19 protein-coding genes are annotated in these 17,545 nt (G+C 40.0%); 13 read left to right on the top strand and 6 right to left on the bottom strand.

Annotated elements, in window-relative coordinates; translation table 11 throughout:
• The first annotated feature begins 232 nt into the window (after positions 1–232).
• From AC1M86_RS05915 to AC1M86_RS05890, 6 genes are all read left to right on the top strand, one after another.
• Entirely contained in the window at positions 233–1,207 is a 975-nt protein-coding gene (locus AC1M86_RS05915; protein ID WP_481607504.1) for a SphA family protein, read from the top strand.
• 67 nt (positions 1,208–1,274) lie between these two features.
• Positions 1,275–2,078, top strand: a complete 804-nt coding sequence (locus AC1M86_RS05910; protein WP_481607503.1) for an SDR family oxidoreductase — start codon at positions 1,275–1,277, stop codon at positions 2,076–2,078.
• Between the two features lie 75 nt (positions 2,079–2,153).
• A complete protein-coding gene (locus AC1M86_RS05905; RefSeq protein WP_481607502.1) occupies positions 2,154–3,368 on the top strand; it encodes a multidrug effflux MFS transporter in 1,215 nt (404 codons plus the stop codon).
• Positions 3,369–3,544: 176 nt separating this feature from the next.
• Positions 3,545–3,712: a hypothetical protein gene (locus AC1M86_RS05900; protein WP_481607501.1), complete on the top strand. Its 168-nt coding sequence runs from the start codon at positions 3,545–3,547 to the stop codon at positions 3,710–3,712.
• Positions 3,713–3,730: 18 nt separating this feature from the next.
• On the top strand, positions 3,731–3,871 hold the full coding sequence (locus tag AC1M86_RS05895) for a hypothetical protein (RefSeq protein ID WP_481607500.1): 141 nt from the start codon (positions 3,731–3,733) through the stop codon (positions 3,869–3,871).
• 111 nt (positions 3,872–3,982) lie between these two features.
• On the top strand, positions 3,983–5,107 hold the full coding sequence (locus tag AC1M86_RS05890; RefSeq protein WP_481607499.1) for an FAD-dependent monooxygenase: 1,125 nt from the start codon (positions 3,983–3,985) through the stop codon (positions 5,105–5,107).
• Positions 5,108–5,698: 591 nt separating this feature from the next.
• Here AC1M86_RS05890 and AC1M86_RS05885 read toward each other — a convergent pair.
• From AC1M86_RS05885 to AC1M86_RS05860, 6 genes are all read right to left on the bottom strand, one after another.
• Positions 5,699–6,898, bottom strand: coding sequence for an MFS transporter (locus AC1M86_RS05885; protein ID WP_481607498.1), 1,200 nt, complete (start codon positions 6,896–6,898; stop codon positions 5,699–5,701).
• A 121-nt stretch (positions 6,899–7,019) separates the two neighbouring features.
• Entirely contained in the window at positions 7,020–8,162 is a 1,143-nt protein-coding gene (locus AC1M86_RS05880; RefSeq protein ID WP_481607497.1) for an FAD-dependent monooxygenase, read from the bottom strand.
• 19 nt (positions 8,163–8,181) lie between these two features.
• Positions 8,182–9,012 carry an alpha/beta fold hydrolase gene (locus AC1M86_RS05875; protein WP_481607496.1) on the bottom strand — a complete coding sequence of 277 codons (831 nt, stop codon included), beginning with the start codon at positions 9,010–9,012 and terminating at the stop codon, positions 8,182–8,184.
• Between the two features lie 22 nt (positions 9,013–9,034).
• Positions 9,035–9,463, bottom strand: coding sequence for a lipocalin-like domain-containing protein (locus tag AC1M86_RS05870; RefSeq protein ID WP_481607495.1), 429 nt, complete (start codon positions 9,461–9,463; stop codon positions 9,035–9,037).
• A gap of 37 nt (positions 9,464–9,500) precedes the next feature.
• The gene (locus tag AC1M86_RS05865) at positions 9,501–10,403 is read right to left on the bottom strand and encodes an alpha/beta fold hydrolase (RefSeq protein WP_481607494.1); all 903 of its coding nucleotides are present in this window, start codon (positions 10,401–10,403) and stop codon (positions 9,501–9,503) included.
• A 27-nt stretch (positions 10,404–10,430) separates the two neighbouring features.
• On the bottom strand, positions 10,431–11,408 hold the full coding sequence (locus AC1M86_RS05860; RefSeq protein WP_481607493.1) for a VOC family protein: 978 nt from the start codon (positions 11,406–11,408) through the stop codon (positions 10,431–10,433).
• Positions 11,409–11,608: 200 nt separating this feature from the next.
• On the opposite strand from AC1M86_RS05860, the gene AC1M86_RS05855 reads away from it, so the two are divergent.
• The 7 genes from AC1M86_RS05855 to AC1M86_RS05825 all read left to right on the top strand — a co-directional run bounded on the left by AC1M86_RS05855 (position 11,609) and on the right by AC1M86_RS05825 (position 17,510).
• Positions 11,609–12,391, top strand: a complete 783-nt coding sequence (locus AC1M86_RS05855; RefSeq protein WP_481607492.1) for an alpha/beta fold hydrolase — start codon at positions 11,609–11,611, stop codon at positions 12,389–12,391.
• A 21-nt stretch (positions 12,392–12,412) separates the two neighbouring features.
• Positions 12,413–13,657, top strand: coding sequence for an NAD(P)/FAD-dependent oxidoreductase (locus AC1M86_RS05850; protein ID WP_481607491.1), 1,245 nt, complete (start codon positions 12,413–12,415; stop codon positions 13,655–13,657).
• A gap of 63 nt (positions 13,658–13,720) precedes the next feature.
• Positions 13,721–14,638: a LysR family transcriptional regulator gene (locus AC1M86_RS05845; protein ID WP_481607490.1), complete on the top strand. Its 918-nt coding sequence runs from the start codon at positions 13,721–13,723 to the stop codon at positions 14,636–14,638.
• A gap of 140 nt (positions 14,639–14,778) precedes the next feature.
• Positions 14,779–14,985 carry a hypothetical protein gene (locus AC1M86_RS05840; protein ID WP_481607489.1) on the top strand — a complete coding sequence of 69 codons (207 nt, stop codon included), beginning with the start codon at positions 14,779–14,781 and terminating at the stop codon, positions 14,983–14,985.
• A complete protein-coding gene (locus tag AC1M86_RS05835; protein WP_481607509.1) occupies positions 14,985–15,530 on the top strand; it encodes a hypothetical protein in 546 nt (181 codons plus the stop codon). Before AC1M86_RS05840 ends, AC1M86_RS05835 begins: the two co-directional genes overlap by 1 nt.
• The gene (locus tag AC1M86_RS05830; protein WP_481607488.1) at positions 15,439–15,744 is read left to right on the top strand and encodes an ABC-three component system middle component 6; all 306 of its coding nucleotides are present in this window, start codon (positions 15,439–15,441) and stop codon (positions 15,742–15,744) included. Before AC1M86_RS05835 ends, AC1M86_RS05830 begins: the two co-directional genes overlap by 92 nt.
• Positions 15,735–17,510: an AAA family ATPase gene (locus AC1M86_RS05825; RefSeq protein WP_481607487.1), complete on the top strand. Its 1,776-nt coding sequence runs from the start codon at positions 15,735–15,737 to the stop codon at positions 17,508–17,510. Before AC1M86_RS05830 ends, AC1M86_RS05825 begins: the two co-directional genes overlap by 10 nt.
• Positions 17,511–17,545: the final 35 nt, after the last annotated feature.

Genomic DNA, 17,545 nt, shown 5'->3' with positions numbered 1-17,545 from the left:
TATATAAGGTTTGGCGAAAAGTGAGATGATTTGCATGTAACTTATTGATATCTAATTGTTGAATGTGGCTGGTTTGAACCTACTATGTATTATTACATATGCATTTTATTCCTTGTCTAAAGGATGATGATATCTATAAATTTGATAACTGCTTTCAATATTTTTTGGTGACTTCATAGCGTTCATTTCAATAGCTTAGTTAATGGAATAAACAGCGCTAATGGAGTAGGCAATGTTAAAACAATTTCAAAAAAGCACTTGTGCTTTAGCTATTTTATCTTTTTGTATGTCACAAATGGTTATGGCTCTAGAGCCAGGGGCAGCACCACAAGCACCAGCGGGTAATACTATGGGTATCCCCCTTAGTGCACCTTTACCACCGGGGCTGTACTACACGAGTTCGACCAAGTTTCTAAATGGTGAACTCAAAGACAACAATGGTAATAACATGGGATTAGAGTTAAATGCACCAGCATCGACTTCTATCTTCATTTATACACCAGGTTGGAAAGTCTTGGGTGGTGATTATCGTGCATGGGTGGCAATTCCTTTTATTCTTGCAGAAGAAACCATTAGTAATCCAATGCTCGGTGAAATCGGAACACATTCAAATACTAATATTGCCAATATTGATCTCCATTTTGCTGATATTACTTGGGCAGTCAAGCCGGGGCAGTATATCAGCTCTGGTCTAGGGGTAGTGACCACCACAGGTTCTTGGAAACAGGGTGGTACAAATACCAGTGGTGAGTATTGGTCAATCAATCCACGTCTAGGCTATAGCATGTTTAGCCCAGATTGGAGTATTTCACTAGAGTCTCATTATTTCTATAATTTTGAGAATAAAAAGAATGATTATCTTTCAGGAGATGAACTCTTCTTAGATGTAACCATGTTGAAAAAGCTAGATTCAATCCATGAAGGATTGCAAATTGGTCCAATTGGCTACGTGCGTGAACAAGTTACTGCAGATGAAAACAATGGCACAGCTTACTATGGACATGAAAATGGAAAAGCTCGCCAGATAGGTCTTGGGGTACAAGTCCTGAAAGATTTTGGTCGTGGTTTATTTGTAGGCTTAAGTTGGTCTAAAGATTTAGAAACTAAAAACACAGTGAGTAATGATGGTCGTTTCGCACTGAATGTTTCCGTACCACTTTATCTGAAAAACAAACCAAAACCTGCTAACTTACCGGCAGAATTCTAATATTTTAGATTCATAGAAGATGCATAGAGGGTCAGTTTTTGGCCCTTTATTTATAAAAGGGAAGCTCATGTCATTATTAAAAAACCATATTGTATTAATTACTGGTGCAGGTTCTGGATTAGGTTTAGGTATTGCCCATTATTGCAAAGCCCAAGGTGCGGATGTCATAGTGACAGATGTTTCTAATGAAAAAATTCAGCAACTTCAGTCTGAATTTACCGACCGTGACTTATTACTGACTTGTGATGTCACTAAGATTTCAGAACTTGAACACTGTAAACATCAAATCTTAGCCAAATATGCCCGTTTAGATGCGGTGATTGGCGCACAAGGGATTTTTGATGGCAATGTAGCAATTGCAGATATGAGTGCGGCACATCTGGATCAACTCTTTGATGAGTTATTTGATGTCAATGTCAAAGGGTATTTACTGACAGCACATATCTTTGCTGATGTACTCAAAGCCAATCAAGGGTCATTGGTCTTTACGACCTCTACCGCAGCTTACGCCGCAGATGGTGGCGGAGCAGTTTATACTGCAACTAAAGGTGCAATTCGAAGTCTGATTCAGCAGCTTGCATTTGAGTTTGCACCTGAAATCAGGGTCAATGGCGTTGCTCCCGCTGCTATTGGCAATAGTCAGCTCAAAGGCCCGAAAGCGCTGAAATTGGATCATCAAAAACAGTCTGATATTCCTAAAGATACTTTTTTAAATCTGTTCCAGTCTATCAGCCTGCTGCAGGAGTTACCTGATGCTGAGGATTACGGCGCATTGTATGCGTTTTTAGCTTCGAAGCAAAACAAGGTGATGACGGGACAAACGATTGTTGCAGATCAAGGTTTGTTGAACCGAGCTGTACTGACCCACTAATCCATTGAACTAAATATTTTAAGGCCTTGAAAACAGAGCAATGGATAACTGTTGCCGAAATAAAGGATATACCGCATGACACAAGCTGTGACTGTGCAGAAATATAGCCTGAGCTGGATTTTACTTTTAGCCTTGTTAACAGCCATTGCACCCCTTTCAACAGACATGTATTTGCCAGCTTTACCGAATATGGCCAAAGAATATGCAGTCTCTACATTACTGGTTTCGAGTTCACTACCAGCATATTTTTTTGGTCTGGCAATCGGGCAATTAATTTATGGCCCTATCAGTGACAACATCGGCCGGAAAATACCGCTGATTTTTGGTTTGTGCCTACACATTGTAGCGAGCATACTGTGTATATACGCAGATGATTTGCTGAATTTGCTTGCTGCACGTGTATTGCAGGCATTGGGCAGCTGTGTCGGCCTGGTTTTGGCTCGTGCAGCGATACGAGATGTATTAGATACCCATAATGCGGCTAAAGCTTTCGCCAGCATGATGATTGTAATGGGCGTTGCACCAGTGATTGCACCGACCTTAGGTGCCTGGCTGCTGCTCTTTTTTCATTGGCATGCCATTTTCAGTGCTTTGACCTTATTAGGTATTGTCAGTTTGGTTTGGGTTATTTTCGGCTTTAAAGAAACACTGCCTGTCGAGCGCCGACTAAAAATTTCATTTAAGCATGTATTTCAGCTGTATTTTAAAATTTTCAAAGACCCGAGCTACCGTTTTCCGATGCTAGCTGGCTGCTTTAGCTTTGGTGTATTGTTTTGCTATATCAATGTGGCGTCGACTATATTGATGGATAGCTATTATCTGAATGAACAGCAGTTTGCTTATGCCTTTGGTATTAATGCTGTGGGCACAATGTTGTTGTCAGCCATAAATCACATGATGGAACATAAATATTCGGTGCTGCAACGGCTGCGAATTGGCGGCCTAGTGCAAATTGCCGGGGTATTTTTATTGCTGATAGCATCTGTTTTGCCACAAGCTGGCTTAGTAGTGGTATTGGCTGGTCTATTTATGGCGGTCTCAGGTATAGGCCTCACTGCACCGAATTCAACGGCATTGGCCATGTCGAAGCAAGGCCGTCAAGCGGGTTCTGCCAGTGCGCTCATGGGCGGACTACAATTTTTCTTTGGTCTTCTGAGCGGTCTAATACTGAGTTTTCTGCCTTGGTCCTCACTGTTGAACCTTTCTATTGCAATGTTGATTTTTGTTTTATGCGCTAATACAGCAATTTGGGCTTCTGAGCATTATTTCAAAATACAGCCTGCCGAATAACCAAATAGTTTCTTTGGTTCGCCGTTTCAAAGAGGCGGTTTTTTATTCATGCTATCTATTTTAATTATATCTAATATCCAGCTTGTCCCATCATTATAGATACAGGGTTAGGTTATGCTGAATTCAGAATTTAATGTTTGCACTGCATGAAACATGCATGAAACAAGGATTGAATGATGCACATACAAACTTTTTTTATTGTATTAATGAACAGTGCTGGAACGCTACAAAATACCGCTCAGTCTTCATTACCTGTTTTAGCTGCGAAGTTTTATCCAACAGAAGCAAGGACAACAGGTGTTTCCTGGATGTGCGGTATTGGCCATTTTGGTGCAGTTTCTTGAACCATGTGCATGGGTTATATGGCAAATAATATGGCATGGACGCAAATCTTTGCAATTTTAGCTATAGCTGCTGACGTTATGACGGTCTGTATGCTGATTAAAAATATTTCTGAAAATTTTGTACAGCATAGCAAAGCTGTTTCAGGTTTGGCTGAATAACAATTGCTTTTGTAGCAGTCAGGTTTGACTCGTTCAATGGAATATTGACTGAGTCTGATATGAAAAATAGCGCAGGTATTGTGCTAGGTAACAACACTCAAGGAATTGAACATGAAAATATTGGTTTTAGGCGGCGGAATTGGTGGTATGGCTGCAGCTATAAAATTAAAACAATCCAACCATGATGTTGAATTGGTAGAAAAATCTGAAGACTGGAAAGCTTTGGGAACAGGACTCACGCTTTCCGTACTGACATTGCGTGCATTGTGTGACTTGGGTGTCCAGCAAGAAATTGCTGCGCAAGGTTTTGTGCATGATGGGGTAGATATTTATGACCAACATGGTAATTTCATTCGAACCGTTTTATCTAAACGCGTCATTGCTGATGACTTTCCATCTGAGGGTGCTATTCTGCGTCCGGTGCTGCACGACATTTTATCCAGTAAAGTGAGAGCATTGAATATCCCTGTTTTTTTAGGCGATACAGTTGCAAGCCTACAAAGTACGTTAGAGCATGGCAGTTTTGTACAGTTTGAGAGTGGGCGTACCCAACATTATGATTTGGTCATTGGTGCGGATGGTGTATTTTCAAAATTGCGCCAATTACTTATGCCAGAGCAGGCAGCACCTGAATATACCGGACAGGCCTGCTGGCGCTTGCAGTTTGACCGTCCTGCAGAGATCAATCGCGGACGCATGTTCCAGTCTGAAAATATGAAAGTAGGTTTTAACCCTTGCAGCCCAACGCAAATGTATATGTACATGATGGAGTGTGTACCAAAAGATCAGGTATGGCGAGAGCCTGAAGTATTACCAAACATGGCAAAACAGCTGCTGAGAGAATTCGAAGCAGTACTGAAGCCTTATATTGATTCGATTGATGAAAACACGCCAATCATTTACCGTCCTTTAGAGCGTGTAATGGTGAATAGCGATTGGCATCGCGGTTCCACCATTTTGATTGGTGATGCTGTACATGCAACCACTCCTCACTTAGGTTCGGGTGCTGGGCTTGCAGTTGAAGATGCGATTGTTCTGGCTAAGCTACTTGATGAATATGGGAATGATTTGGAAGCTGTATTCGAGCAGTTCATGCAAAAACGCTTGGCCCGTGCGCAATTTGTGGTGGAAACGTCGGGTGAAATTGGCCGTATGGAAATCGAGGGGAGTTCCATGATGGAAAGAAGCATGCTGCTAGCGAAGGGCTTTGAGCAAGTTACGGCAGCTTATATCTAAAAACTATTGAGCATAAAAAAGCCTGCGGATGCAGGTTTTTTTATGCTCAATAGTTTTATATCATCCATACCTAAGACGGCTTGCTATTGGTTTCTCATTATTTGAAGAGCTGTGCGAAATCTGGGCGTTGCTATTATGGCTGAGTTTACTATTAATATAATCGAGCACTAGGATCAAACATCTGCCTCGAGTACAAGGATTATTTGGGTTTCATATTATATTAAAGAAAAAGCGAAAGCCTTATTGTGCACTTTAGTCCATAACCGGCAGAGGGCGCATCATATGCTTTAATAATAAGTCCATTTTATAAAGAATTGCTATGTTTCGTGAATTTTACTTTCACTAATGAAGAATCACTCTTGTCATCAATAGCTATCCATTTTCTAGTTAAATCCAAAGCAAGTTTGGTGTAAAGTAAAGAAGAACTGAGTATAATTCATCTTAAGCTTAATAAACTTTTAAGTTACATACTTGTTTCTAAAGCTAAAAATAAATTATGGGATTATTAAATGTAGCAAATTAAAAAAGTCAGGCTTATGGAAAAACCTGACATAGAGTGAATAGCGAATAAAACTAAAAAATCTGCTTGTATTAAACGGCAGGGTGTTGATCACTTTTTGTGATATTTGCTACAGGAACATTGGTTTCACCTGCCAATACAGCTTTACGCGTTTGACTAAATAAATACACTTGTACCGCTACAAGCACACAGCAAGCATAACCAATCGCCTCAAAACCAATAAATTTCACTAGCGTACCACTAATAAAAGGTGCAACCGCTGCACCGACCATCAGCATGGCAGGGGTTCCTGCGACCGCTCGACCAGTTGGGTCTAAACGTGCCAATAAACCAAAAGCAAAGGTATGCACAAATAAAATGGTAAATGCCATCATTGGGCCAGCAAAAGCAAAGACTGAATAATGATGGGTTTGTGTGGTGAGTAAGGCAAAGATCCCTTGAAAAATCGGACCAAAAGCAATGATCGCGGTGACACTGACTTTATTTTGTAAAATTGCGGCTAAAGGTGCCGGAAAAATGGTGACAATACCGTAAATGACTAAAGCCATGGTGACCATGTCACGGGTAAAACCACGTTCTAAACCAATCCGTTCATAAAAACTCAAGGTCATGGCTTGGGTCATGGCTAACAATGCCACACCAATCATGCAGAACCACACAGGTTTACCTAGTGGGGGTAAGTTCTTAATTTGTTCAAAGTTATCAAAAGGTACCGGTTTGGTTGGTTTGGGAAAGAACAACAGACAGGCTAAAGATGCGAATATCATTATTCCCGCCATTACATAGAACATGCTCTGACCACCAAAGTATTGAATTACTTCAGGTGTGCCACCTAAAAAAATTACTCCAAAAATACCGATAGCCAGTCCAGCAAAGCCAAATACTCGGTGTGGATTAATAGCATGCCCCATAGTTCCATGCGTCACACTGAGTGCAGTACCTGCAGCGAGTCCACCAAGAAAGTGTAATCCAGCCAAAACAGGGAAACTTGTATTAAGTCCTGCAATTACAAATGTGATGGCTGCTAATGCAAAGCCGGTCACAGCAGCAATTTTTACATGTATGCGATTAAAACGTGGTGCAAAGTAAATACTCGCACCTGCTGCACCAATTAAAAATAGAGTGGCTAGACCGCCTGCTTGTTGAGGGTCAAATTGATAATGAGCAATTAAGGTGCCAACCCAAATAGGTAGTGCAACTAGATCTAACATACCGGCACAGTGTGCCATCATCAGCGCAAACATGCCGCGCTTACTTTCGATACGAACCATAATGCTGCTCCTTTAGCATGCAAATAATGTGTGCTCTTCACTGAGCTAATTGCTTAGATTGAGATCTATAAATTCTTGTTTTAAAAAATAAGCCCCGATCAACTGTGACCGAGGCTTCGGATTAAATGGCTTCTTTAAGAATATTCAGTGCTTTTTCTACCACAGCAGTTTGCTGTTCAACCGGTGCACGCTGTTGCTCCAAACGTCCAATTTCCATTGAACTCTGAGTGACTAAACGGCAACGTTGCTCACGGCGCTGCATAAATTCAGCAAAGGCCAGATCGACATTTGCCTGTTTTTCAAAGATTTCAGCGAGTACTAAAGCATCTTCAATACCCATACCTGCACCTGAGGCTAGCTGTGGTGTAGTCGGGTGTGCTGAGTCACCAATAAGTAATACTTTTCCTACATACCATGGTCCTGGAAGGTCAAAGCATTCAAGTGGACGGAAGTTGATATTTGGATTATCAGCTTCGCTTAAGGATTCACGGATTTCAGCGAGAATACCGTCATAACCTTCAAGCAACTGCTTTAAATTTTTGTAATTATCTTCGGGTTCTTGCCAGCGTTGTGGGCAGCGTTCCAATAAGAACATATACATGTGATCTTTAGAAACAGGCGTAAATCCGACTTTCACCGGACCACCCAAGAAATAGGTACGGCGTTCAATGGATGCAGGGCGCTTTAAAAATAAACGCCAGCAGCTTTGACCGGTGTATTCTGCTTTAGGTGCGTCAGGAAATAACAGCTGACGAGTTTTTGAAAGTACGCCGTCTGAACCTAATACAAAGTCATAATAGCTTTGAGTACCGTCACTGAAAGTTACCGTCACCCCATTTTCATCTTGTTCAAAAGCATCCGCAGTTATACCCAGGCGCATTTGAACGCCGGCATCTTTGACATACTTGTGCATAATCGAATGCATAGTTGGACGCATAATACCGCCGCTTCCAGCGGTATCAGCACCTTCTAGCATCGGTGTTGGCAAAATACGCAGTGGATTGCCAGCAGGATCGCATACTTGAATACCATCACCGACATAAGCTTGTTCAGTGACTTCGTCATAAACCCCGAGCTGTTTCAGTGCACGTAGGGTCGGGCCGGTAATCGTCAAGCCAGCACCTAATGCGCCCCAATTCGGATTGATATCAATCAGGTCGATTTTGACGCCAATACGGGACAGCGTAATAGCAGAAGCCATGCCTGCTGTACCTGCGCCAATAATGAGAGCTTTTTTGCCTGTAGCGGCAGATTGTTGTGTCATGCGAGTCATCCTTGATGCATTATTGATCTTTTAAAAACTGTGCAACCAGTTGGGTAAAGCTTTTTGCGTGCTCGATTTGAGTCCAATGGCCGCATTGGCTGAAAATATGAACTTGGCTATTTTCAATCCAGTTCAGCATGGTCAAAGAGGTTGAAAGCGGAATCACCTTGTCATCACGACCATGTACCATCAATGTCGGCTGCTTAATTTTGCGAATGGATTCCTCTGAATGAGACATTGCTTCAACCCATTGCTGGCGTGGCGCGGGGAACATGCGTTCATAGGCTGCACGAGTGTCTTCTTTGGTGCTGGCGATATAGCGCATTTGCACCAGATCATCACCCACCAGATTTTGGTTGTAGGCAAAGATTTTCATGATTGCCTGCATGTTTTCAAATGATGGTGTATAGCCCCATACCGCATCTAAACCAGCCGTCAATTCGAATGGAACTCCAACGCTACCCATGAGAATCAGTTTATTGACACGTTCCGGATAGTAGATTGCCAATGCTAAAGCCATGGAGCCGCCAAAGGAATTGCCGATGACATGGACTTTTTCTAGTCCTAAAGCATCAAGGAAATCCACCATTTGCTGGAGCCATGTATCACGATTAAAGCTGATGTTTTCTGGGAATGTGCTGTAACCAAAACCGGCAAAGTCAGGTGCAAGCAAGCGGTAATCATTTTGTAGTGCTTGAATGGTCAAACGCCAATTTGCCCATGCACTGACGCCAGGGCCTGAACCATGCAGTAGCAGTACAGGTTCCCCTTGTCCTACATCGTGATAGTTGGTTTGAATTGCACCGCATTGGATGCTTTTGCCAATCTCAGGATTTGTCATCGTATTCATTGTTCATTCCTTGAAAATTGAATTAACCGCGTTTCCACAGCAAGAGTGCAGTGCGGGCTTCAGAGGTATTTTCTTCTAAACGGGCAGTCAAACTGAGCTGACCTTGTTCATCCAAAGAGAAGGTACGTTTTTGCTGTCCACCAATCCAATTTGGAAATAAACTGAGATCGACATAATGGGTTACCGTATTACCTTCAACGTCATAACGTCCTGCATAGGACATCATGCTGTTATAAGCCGCGGCCTTTTCGGCATCGGAGGCATTCCACTGACCTCCAGTGGTAAATTCGGGACGATTTGGACGGCATATCATACAGCTCATAAAACCATCTGCTGTATATTGAATAATGCCTTGCGGAGCTTCACCCATAGGTAAAACTTGACGTCCATCATCATAGTTTTGTGCAAAGGTCACCAATTCCCAGCGGCCTGTTAAATCAATATTCGACATTCTTTCTTCCTTAAATTTTCAATGTTTAAATCTGGCTTTATTGGCTTTTGCTTAACAAGAAGTCGCTTACCACTTGGTTGTGGACGTCGGCACTTTCAAATTGCGCCCAGTGTCCGGTATCTTCCGCACAGTAAAATTTTCCTTGCTGAACTTGATTTGCAATATGCTGACCTAAAGCAGGCGGTGTACGGTTGGCATCGCCCCAGTAAACTAGTGTCGGAGCTAGAATTTTTTTAGCCAAAGCATCAGTTACCGTATGTTTTTGAATAGTTTCGCCAGACAAATATTCAGTAATAAATTGCTTTTGAACTTCTGCTAAAGCAGGTTGACGATATAAGGTCTGACGCACCTGGATCGCTTCATCCGTTAAACGTTCTGGCTTGGCTAAAATGCGTGCCATCCGTGTACGGACATTTTCGAAACTTGGGTTGTTGAGTACTTCAATCGAACTGGGTAAATTTGCTGCCCAATGGGGTTCTACATAGTCAGGGATTGCACCTGCATCCGGGCGGTAACCCATAGTGGTGGTCAGCACTAAACGATCCACTTTTTCTGGATGCTGAATTGCCAGTTGCATGGCAACCCAGCCACCCATAGACTGGCCTTCAAAATGCGCACGCGAAATATTTAATTGCTGCATCACATCCAGAATCTGGTCAATCAGATTTGGAATGACCTCATGATCAAATCCAGTTGTTTGAGAACGACCATGCCAGAGAAAATCTAAGGCAATCACATGGAAGTGTTCAGCCAGTGCTGGAATGTTACGAGCATAATTTTCCAGATGCCCGCCAGTACCATGCAGTAAAAACAGGGGAGGGTTGTTCGGATTGCCTGCTTCTATAATACGGGTTTTATATTTACCTTGAATGATGCGCACATCTGAGTGAATCAGCTGAACCCAGTAATGTTCCGCTTCAGTATGAACAGTAGCATTCATGCTTTCTTCCTTATCTCAACGTCAGCTTTAGTCTTCTAGTGATTGTGCTTTACTATGTGAAATCGGACCACGCAAGGTACCGTCAGATTTTTCCAAGCCGAAAGTCCATTCGGTAAAAATATGTGCTTCCGCTGCAAAGTCTGTTGATTCCCAGTCTTCGGTAACGATGTCCTCATCAGCGGCATATTCCCAAGCACCACCAAATGGGGTAAGGAAATACCAGAAACATGCTGAAGAAACACGATGACGGCCTGGACCTGCAAATGTTTGCCAGCCTTGACTGTCAATATGCTGACCGCCAAAAATTACTTCATGAATGTCACGTACTTTAAAAGCTAGATGATTAAAGCGAGTACCAGGAGCTTTACCATTCATAAAGAAGAGATGGTGATGATTTCCTTCTGCAGAGCAACGAATGAATACACCACGGTCTGCATAACGATCAGAAACGAGAAAGCCTAATCGCTCTAGATAAAATTTCACTGCTTCCCCAGCATGGTCAACACCAATAGCTAAATGACTGATTTCATAAGGCTGCGCTTTTTCGTAACGAGGTGCTCGGCTATTGATACGTTTAGGTTGGCTTGGTGAGTTAAATTGCGTATCGGAAAATGGTACATAACTGCGTTGGGCTAAACGGAAAGCAATACGAATGCCCAAATCATCATGACTGTGTATGGTGCCGTCAGCATCTACAGTCACTTCACGGTCAGTGCTCAGCTCTGCAGCAATCGAATCCAGACTGTCCTGATCTTCGACGCCCCATACCATTTCACACATACCACTTGGATTTCCGATAGGTATGCGGTCCGGATTGGTTGCATCCGCTTGAAAAATCTCGACTTGAGAATTGTCTGTAGTCACAAAAAGATAGCTATTGTCCTGATCGCTTTCGACCTGCTTCAGGCCCCAATCATTGGCAAAGCGTAAAGCATCATCCAGCTGTTCAACGCCAAAGCGTATACGATCTAAGCCTTTTATTTTAAAATTTTGTGCTGTGGTCATGTCGTGCTCCGTTGGTCAGTACCAAAGTGTTATTCATCCTTGGTCTTAACTGTACGAAGCATTGGCATGTGAAAATAGCATTTAACTCATAAAGCAGATATGCATATTCTGGATATCTGATTTAGGATTTCAAACCTAGGATTCATCACTCATTTTTGTTTAATTAAGCTCAAACAAGATATGAGTGGAGTTCAACTGACATGACGTCATTACCGTTATTTAATCATCATGTTCAAGGCAAATCAGAGGCGGCATGGATTACCTTTATTCCGGGTATAGGCAATGATGCAAGTTTTTGGGCAGGGCATGCGGAAATTCTGGCAGAGCATTTTCAGGTACTGACCTTTGATCCCTGGGGGCATAACCTTAGTCCATTACCGCCAGAACCATGTTCTTTTCAAGCAATTGTCGATGGGGTGATTGCGTTATGGGATCATTTAGGCATTCAAAAAAGTAGTGTGGTTGGCCTGGGTTTTGGTGGTTCTGTCAGTTTATCGCTGGGGCTGGCATATCCGGAACGGATTGAAAAAATTGTAGCGTGTTGCTGCCGTCCTCGTCAGCCAGATGACCGTCACGATTTTTGGCGTGACCGTTGTGTCAAAGCACAGGCCAATGGCTTGGATAAATTAGGCGATGTTACGGTGGACCGCTGGTTGTCTGAAGAATTTCGTAACACGCATCCTGAGGCTGACCAACAACTGCGAGCCATGATTAAACGTACCACGGTCGAAGGTTACTGTGCCTATGTGAATGCTTTTATTGAAATGGACTTTTCAAAATCACTCGGACAGATTCAAGCTCCGGTATTGCTACTGGCCGCAGAGCATGATCATGGTGGTGGTCCAGTGGAAGATATGCAGGCGATGGCAGTGCAATTGCCGAAGGCGAAGTTAGAAATTATTCAGGGCAGCGGTCATATCTGTAATTTTGAAGCACCTGATCAGGTCACCCAGCATTTAACTCATTTTTTAACCCATAAATGATTTTCATGGAGTGAAATCAAGATGAATAACAATAAAAGAGTGGTGATTATTGGTGGTGGTCATGCCGGCTGCAGCTGTGCCAAAGCCCTACGTCATGAACAGTTTGCTGGTGAAATTATATTAATCAGTAATGAAGCTGAATTACCATATCATCGTCCACCATTATCAAAAAGCTTTATCAAAGATGCAGATGAGATGGATTTATCCAAACTCTGTCTGCAGCCAGAAATTTTTTATGAAAAATATCAAATCGATTTACGTTTAAACACTGCAGTGAGCGAAATTGACCCCGATGAAAACGTGGTCAAGCTCTATCATGGCGATATGATTGAATATGATTATCTGGTATTGGCGACAGGAACCCGTCCACGTCAATTGCCTTTACCGGGAATTGAACTGCAAGGCGTGATGAGTCTGCGCACTTTACAGGATGCACGGCAATTACGCTCAGCACTGAATACTGCTGAAAATGTCGTGATTATCGGCGGCGGTTTTATTGGTTTAGAGTTGGCCTCTACTGCACGTAGTTTAGGTAAGAATGTCACTGTGCTTGAGCATATGCCACGCGTTTTGGGTCGTTCCGTATCGCCTTTGGTGTCGGATTATATTGCCGATATACACCGTAAAAATGGCATTCAGATTGAAACCGGTGCATTTATCAATGAATTCGTTGGTGAAAATGGCAAAGTCATAGGGGTACGCTGTGCCAATGGTGTGATTCCTGCTGAGCTCGTTTTGGTAGGTGTCGGTGCGATTCCAAATACCGAACTGGCAGAGCAGGCAGGCATTCAATGTGATAATGGGATTAGCGTAAACCGTACCATGCAAACCAATATCGCCAATATTTTTGCCATTGGTGATTGTGCTAACCATGAAAATCATTTTGCAGGTGACCGCCGTATCCGATTGGAATCGGTGCAGAATGCCAATGATCAAGCGATTACCGTAGCCAAGTTCGTCACTGAGCAGCCTGTGGAATATAAAAATGTACCGTGGTTCTGGACAGACCAGGGGGATATTCGTTTGCAGATGACCGGACTTTCTTTTGATACCAGTGATTATGTGATTCGTGGCGATATGAAAAGCGGCCGTTTTTCCGTGTTCCATTATGCGAAAGATAAACTTGTAGCTATTGATTCGGTGAATCAACCTGTAGATCATATGATGGCAAGAAAACTGCTGGAAGCAGGGATTACGCCGTCCAAGCATCAAGTTGCAGATATTCATACTAATTTAAAGAGTTTTTTGACTCTTAATGCAGTATAAAGATCTAAGCCGGTCTGTGTTTCAGGTCGGTTTTTTATAGGGAACATGAATAGGGAAATATGCATGCAATCAATACTGGATTCTAAATGGCTGGTGTTTATTAAAGTCGCAGAGTTAGGCAGCCTGTCCAAGGCAGCACATGCGTTTAATGTCCCGCAGTCCATGATTAGCCGGCATATTGCCCAACTTGAAGAACAATGTGGCACACGTCTCTTTAAACGTACCGGTCGTGGCGTGGTTCTGACCGAATTGGGTTATGAACTTTTACCCAGAATTATTAATTTAGCAATTGAATGCGGTTCAATTGAAGATGATATTCGTACCTATGGCGGTGAACCGATTGGTGAAGTCCGTGTGGGCTTGCTGCCTGCATTGGTGCGTCAGCTCTCAGGGGAACTGTACCGCTATGTGAAGCAAACTTACCCGCGTATTGATCTGCACCTCAGTGAGGGTTCAAACGTCCATCTGGAAGAAATGATTGAAGAAGGACGTATCGATATGGCTTTACTGCTTCGTGAAGGCGAAGTGATTAAATCTGAAGAAGCGGTGATTGCAGAGTTCGGATTGATGCTCGTCGGTCAAGCGCATGACCCATTGGTGGAACAGCCGACCATTAAGCTCAGAGATTTGCAGGATTTACCTTTGATTGTACCGAGTCGTCCGCATCCGCTGCGTGCGCGTTTAGATCAATTGGCGCGGCAGATGGACTATAAGTTTGACTGTGTGATGGAAGCAGACTCGAATCGTTTGCAACATGAACTGGTCGCGGCTGGTGGAGGTTATGCGATTTCTTCGGGACTATTTGGTGTGGAAAATCAGCAACGTTTAGCCGCAAGTTTGATTGTAGAGCCTGAGCTGTCACGTAGCGTGGTGCTGGCACATACTATTCGACGCCCGAATACACGAGCATCGCGAGTGATTCAGCAGTGGTTTGAAAAACAAGCGCCGTTGATATTGAAAGGGATGATTGTGAATCGGTGATGATTGAGTAAGGTTAATTAGCTTATAGATTTTGATGTTCTGAGAAAATTATTGGTAGAGAGATAAAAATCATTATTATATACTTAATTGATTTTTATATACAAAAAAACTAAAATTTAGTGATTTATAGGGGGCATTAAATGGAAAGTTTGATTAAATACTTACCACAGAATTTATCAGGATGGGAGTTGGTAGTTATAGTTTTTTTTATAGTTTTTGGAATTTATTCGATTGCTAAAGTAACAGGAAATATTTCAAAAAAAAGTAATTCGTATAAAAATATTAGTCAATCAGGAAATTTTAATAATCAAAGAATAGGTGATAATAATGATAATGGTAAAAAATAATGTCATCTTTATTTGATAAAACAGAATACTCAGACATACGTCAAGAAGGGCAGAAAAATACTCAGCAGATTGGGACAATAAACAATTATTACTCAAATGAAAGTAGGAAATCAGGTATTATTCAAAAAATATTACAAAATATTATTGAATTATCAGTCAGCCTAGATGCATCAGAACCAGACGTCAAGTCATTTAGTTTGATAAGGAAGATAGAGTATAATAAAATTGTATTATATAAACGAGCCCTTGAGTTTTTTTTGATAAATAAATTTATAATACAATCTAGACTTGATGTTATCGAAAGCTTAGAAGATCCTTTAGCGACTAAAAAACTATTTACTATTGTTAGGAATCTGTATTATCAGAATATAATGTTAGATACTGCAGATGATATTATTAAGAGCATTAGTGAACAGCTTAAAGAGTCTTTAAACTTTTGCACTCTTGAAATAGATGATCTTTCTTTCATTCCATCGATTATATTTTATGTATTCTCTGAATGCCAAATTTTTGAAAAGCCTCCAAATGATACTGTTATCCTCTAAGAAACCTCAAATTTCAATTTATTATCTAAGCTCACTATTATTAAATATTATGAAGAATAATATCGATAATTATTTAGGTGTATATGACTATTTTGAGCTAATTAATGAAAAAGAAAAAATTACTATGAATAGATTTTTGTTGACACTTGATTGGTTGTTTATGATGGGGAAAATAAAATTCAATTGTGATAAAGGGTTGATGTTATGTATTTAAAGTACTTAACAATTAAGGATAAAGATTCCTTTATTATTCAGCATGTGGATTTTAAAGAAGGTATAAATATTATCAAGGGGGATGAAGATGAGCTTGATAGTAATACTAATAGTTTAGGAAAAACGACTTTATTGCGTTGTATTGATTTTTGTTTGGGGGGGAAGATTGATCAAATCCTTCAAGATAAAGAGTCAAAAAAAATAAGTGAAATAATATTTAATTTTTTTAAAAAAGCTGAGCCAACATTTGAATTATTTTTAGTTGATAATTTTAATCATCCATTAAATTCTTTAAAGATAGAGAAAAAGTTAATTTTACACAAAAATAAAAAAGGTGAATCATTTAAAGTAAATATTTTTATTAATAATAAAAAGGCATCTGGTAAAGATAGTGATGAAGAAATAAAATCATTTTTATTTAATTATGATGATTCAAAACCAACACTTAGACAATTAATACCAAAATTTATTAGAACATCTGATCATCAAATCTCTAACATTATAAAATACTTGCATCCAACAACTTCGAATGTTGATTATGAGTGTATACATTTATTCTTATTTGATTTTCCAGATATTTCTCTAATAAATAATAGAACATTAAAAGAAAAGGAAATATCTATTGAGCAACAATATCTGAAACAATTAGAACGTCTTTTGAGTAAGGCAAAAAGAGAAATTAATGACGTTAAAAAGATTGAATTAGATGAGCTCAAGAAAAAGCATGAAGAATTTAAGATATCTGAAGAATATGATATCGAAAATAATAAATTGTTTTTATTGAAAGAAAATATTGAAATAATAAAAAATGAAATAAATAATCTTAGTCTTAATAGAGATATCCTTGTTAAAAGAATTAATGAGCTAACAGGTAGTTTTCAGAATATTGATACAGAAGCTATTTCATATTTGTATAAGGAAGCAGAGATTTACAATGTTGAATTGCATAAAAAATTTGAGGAAACCATTGTTTTTCATAATGAAATGTTAAGTCAGGAAATTAAATATCTTGAAAATTCTTTAGATAACTGTAACCGTGAATTGAAAATTTTGAATAGTAAATATTCCTACTCAGCAAACAGTTATTCTGAAGTTTTAAATCAATTGGCTACACAAGGCTCTTTAAGTGAATATACTGAATTAGGTAACAAAATCAATATATTAACTAAGGAAATATCAGAAACTGAAAGTTTGATAAATCAACAAAATGAAATGATGGTGAATTTAGAGAGGTATAAAATACAACTCGATGAAATGACTCTTTCAATTAAAAAGTCATTAGGTATTATGCGTGTTAAACTAGCTATTTTTAATAGGTATTTTTCAGAATATTCGAGTGTAATTTCAAATGATAGTTACTTTTTAACTATATTTGAGGATAAGAACAAACATTTTATTCTATTGCCAAATTCGATTGGTGATGATCAAAATGTAGGTGATGGTAAAAAGCAAAGTTTAATTATTGTATTTGATTTGGCGTATACAACATTTATAGATGATCCTAGTATTAACTTAATTAGACCTCACTTTTTCAGTCAAGATAAGGTTGAAATAATTGACATAACCGTACTTAATAAAATAATAACTTTGATTAAGGGTGCTAAATGTCAATTCATATTTCCACTAATTAAGGATAAAATGCAGAATTTGGACATTAATGATAACGAAGATATTATCTTAACCTTGACAAAAGATAAGAAATTTTTTGATATAGAAAATTATGATGTAAGAAAAGATATTTATAATAAAAGTTTAATTCAGAATTAATAATATTTATTCATAAATTCCAAAAGTCTAATCCT

Source organism: Acinetobacter sp. ANC_7654 (assembly GCF_056779855.1).
Note: the sequence above shows the minus strand (reverse complement) of the source record. Positions and strands in the feature narration are given on the sequence as shown.

Coding starts and splice junctions, on each gene's coding strand:
- AC1M86_RS05895 (WP_481607500.1), top strand. CDS start 3,731: ATGGCAAATAATATGGCATGGACGCAAATCTTTGCAATTTTAGCTATA.
- AC1M86_RS05865 (WP_481607494.1), bottom strand. CDS start 10,403: ATGAATGCTACTGTTCATACTGAAGCGGAACATTACTGGGTTCAGCTG.
- AC1M86_RS05835 (WP_481607509.1), top strand. CDS start 14,985: ATGTCATCTTTATTTGATAAAACAGAATACTCAGACATACGTCAAGAA.
- AC1M86_RS05845 (WP_481607490.1), top strand. CDS start 13,721: ATGCAATCAATACTGGATTCTAAATGGCTGGTGTTTATTAAAGTCGCA.
- AC1M86_RS05910 (WP_481607503.1), top strand. CDS start 1,275: ATGTCATTATTAAAAAACCATATTGTATTAATTACTGGTGCAGGTTCT.
- AC1M86_RS05870 (WP_481607495.1), bottom strand. CDS start 9,463: ATGTCGAATATTGATTTAACAGGCCGCTGGGAATTGGTGACCTTTGCA.
- AC1M86_RS05915 (WP_481607504.1), top strand. CDS start 233: ATGTTAAAACAATTTCAAAAAAGCACTTGTGCTTTAGCTATTTTATCT.
- AC1M86_RS05875 (WP_481607496.1), bottom strand. CDS start 9,012: ATGAATACGATGACAAATCCTGAGATTGGCAAAAGCATCCAATGCGGT.
- AC1M86_RS05840 (WP_481607489.1), top strand. CDS start 14,779: ATGGAAAGTTTGATTAAATACTTACCACAGAATTTATCAGGATGGGAG.
- AC1M86_RS05855 (WP_481607492.1), top strand. CDS start 11,609: ATGACGTCATTACCGTTATTTAATCATCATGTTCAAGGCAAATCAGAG.
- AC1M86_RS05860 (WP_481607493.1), bottom strand. CDS start 11,408: ATGACCACAGCACAAAATTTTAAAATAAAAGGCTTAGATCGTATACGC.
- AC1M86_RS05880 (WP_481607497.1), bottom strand. CDS start 8,162: ATGACACAACAATCTGCCGCTACAGGCAAAAAAGCTCTCATTATTGGC.
- AC1M86_RS05905 (WP_481607502.1), top strand. CDS start 2,154: ATGACACAAGCTGTGACTGTGCAGAAATATAGCCTGAGCTGGATTTTA.
- AC1M86_RS05830 (WP_481607488.1), top strand. CDS start 15,439: ATGATCTTTCTTTCATTCCATCGATTATATTTTATGTATTCTCTGAAT.
- AC1M86_RS05890 (WP_481607499.1), top strand. CDS start 3,983: ATGAAAATATTGGTTTTAGGCGGCGGAATTGGTGGTATGGCTGCAGCT.
- AC1M86_RS05885 (WP_481607498.1), bottom strand. CDS start 6,898: ATGGTTCGTATCGAAAGTAAGCGCGGCATGTTTGCGCTGATGATGGCA.
- AC1M86_RS05900 (WP_481607501.1), top strand. CDS start 3,545: ATGCACATACAAACTTTTTTTATTGTATTAATGAACAGTGCTGGAACG.
- AC1M86_RS05825 (WP_481607487.1), top strand. CDS start 15,735: ATGTATTTAAAGTACTTAACAATTAAGGATAAAGATTCCTTTATTATT.
- AC1M86_RS05850 (WP_481607491.1), top strand. CDS start 12,413: ATGAATAACAATAAAAGAGTGGTGATTATTGGTGGTGGTCATGCCGGC.